The sequence below is a fragment of the Cellulomonas septica genome (assembly GCF_012396155.1).
GTDB classification, from domain to species: domain Bacteria; phylum Actinomycetota; class Actinomycetes; order Actinomycetales; family Cellulomonadaceae; genus Cellulomonas; species Cellulomonas septica.
Genome location: NZ_JAAXOY010000641.1, coordinates 1 through 2,037, shown reverse-complemented (window position 1 = coordinate 2,037; position 2,037 = coordinate 1). Strand labels below are relative to the sequence as shown.

Below are 2,037 nucleotides of genomic sequence, written 5' to 3'. Positions count from 1 at the left end.
CCACGACCCGCCGCCACGGCGCACGGGTCCGCGCGGGCGCGGCCGTGGCGGCCGGGTGCGGCGTGGTCGTGGTCATGGGCTTCCTCCTCAGGACGGGCGGGTCAGGCGTTCTTCACCAGGACGACGGACACGGTGTCGAGCTCGTCGTGGCTGGTGAGGCCGCCCGCGATGGGCTGCAGGTCGGCGGGGTCGAACGCGATGCCGACGGTGTCGGACGCGCCGACGTAGACCGTGCCGGTCCAGTCGTCGAGGTCGACCCCGGCGGGCACGTCCGACAGCGCGATCGTCAGGACGACCGGCACCGCACCCGCGGCGTCCGGCGGGGTGGTGCCGTCGCGCTGCGTGCTCAGGGTGGCGACGGCGCCCTTGAGCCCGTCGACCTCGGTCGCGACTCCGGACGCGACGCGGTCCTGCGCGGCGACGCTGAGCTGCGAGGCCGAGGCCGTGGCCAGGCCGGCGATGCCGAGCCCGACGAGGGCGACCGCGGCGACGCGCTTCCGGTTGTCCTTCTTCTGGGTGGTCTGCGTGGTCATGGTGCACCTCCTGGTCCGCCTCCGGGCCCCGGGCGGTCCGGGGCGTTGCTGCGAACCGTTCTTGTTGACGCCTCCAGGGTGCGGGTCCATGCGAACGCATCGATAGGACGCTGGTCCCACCGAATTGGACAAGCGTCCAGACAAACCCCCGGCGACCAGCGATGACGCCGCGCGGTGTGGATCGCGCCACAATGGCCCGCGTGAGCACCCCCGCCGACACCCCCCGCTGGACCCGCTACGTCGCGATCGGCGACTCGTTCACCGAAGGGCTCTGGGACTCCCCCGACGGCCCCGAGGCCCCGACGCGCGGCTGGGCGGACGTCCTGGCCGCGCGCCTCTCGCAGCGTCGCACCGCGGCCGGCGAGACCCCGCTCGAGTACGCCAACCTGGCGATCCGCGGCCGGCTGCTGCGGCCGATCCTCGTCGAGCAGGTCCCCGCGGCCCTCGCGATGAAGCCCGACCTCGTCAGCCTCGTCGGCGGCGGGAACGACATCCTGCGCCCCGCCGCGGACGTCGACCGGCTCGCCCGGCTGCTCGAGCAGGCCGTCGTCCGGCTGCGCGAGGCCGGCGTCGACGTGCTGCTCGGCACCGGCGTCGACGCGTCGGACAGCCCGCTCGTGCGGGCCACCCGCGCGCGCGTCGGTATCTACAACGCGCACATCTGGTCGATCGCCCGCCGGCACGGCGCGCACGTCGTCGACCTGTGGGGCATGCGGAGCCTGCGCGACTGGCGGATGTGGGCCGACGACCGGATCCACCTCACGTCCGACGGGCACGCGCGCGTCGCGCAGGCCGCGCTCGTCGGCCTCGGGCTCGAGCCCGACGAGGCGCGGTGGGACGACCCGCTCGCGCCGCTGCCGCCCACGCCGCGGCTCGAGCAGCTGCGCGGCGACGCGCAGTGGCTCCGCGAGCACGTCTACCCGTGGGCGACGCGTCGCCTGCGCGGACGCTCCTCGGGCGACACGCGCGTGCCGAAGCGGCCCGCCCTGACGCCGCTCGACTAGCGCGCGGTCGTCAGCAGAGCGGGTAGCTGTCGTACACGTCGAGCAGCAGCCGCTCGTCGAGCTGGAACGACCCCGACGCCGACGTCGCGCCGCCGACGGGGGTGCCGCCCTGCAGCGTGAACGCGGGGAGCGTCGCGCACGCCGTCGGCATCGCCGCGACCGTGTCGGTGCGCCGGATCCGCTCCGGCACGAACGGCGCGAGCGCGGACGTGTCGAACGTGACGCGCCAGGTGACGTTCGCGGTCGTCGACGGGCTCGTCACGGTCCACGCGACCCGCACGTACCGGTACGACCAGAACAGGACGTTGACGGTGCCGCTCGTGACGGTCCACCGCACCTCGCACGTCCGCGTCGGGTCGTCGACGGCCACGCACGACACGGGGGCGGACCACGCCGCGGGCACGGCCCACCCGCCGACGACGACGCGCGTCGCCAGGTCCCCGCTCGCGGCGTACGCGGGCACCGTCGCCGAGAACGACCCGTCGGCGCCGACCGTCGCG

The 2,037-nt window shown here is 75.2% G+C and carries 3 protein-coding genes; 1 reads left to right on the top strand and 2 read right to left on the bottom strand.

Annotation, left to right across the window (positions count from 1 at the left end; all coding sequences use genetic code 11):
• Positions 1 to 101: 101 nt before the first annotated feature.
• Complete coding sequence (locus tag HGA02_RS17595) at positions 102 to 533, bottom strand: hypothetical protein (RefSeq protein ID WP_168680528.1); 432 nt, start codon at positions 531 to 533, stop codon at positions 102 to 104.
• 191 nt (positions 534 to 724) lie between these two features.
• Here HGA02_RS17595 and HGA02_RS17590 point away from each other — a divergent pair, with 191 nt between their 5' ends.
• The gene (locus tag HGA02_RS17590) at positions 725 to 1,537 is read left to right on the top strand and encodes an SGNH/GDSL hydrolase family protein (RefSeq protein WP_168680530.1); all 813 of its coding nucleotides are present in this window, start codon (positions 725 to 727) and stop codon (positions 1,535 to 1,537) included.
• Between the two features lie 10 nt (positions 1,538 to 1,547).
• Here the strand turns inward: HGA02_RS17590 and HGA02_RS17585 are convergent.
• Positions 1,548 to 2,037: hypothetical protein (locus HGA02_RS17585; protein WP_168680526.1), on the bottom strand; the 490-nt coding region annotated here is incomplete at its 5' end.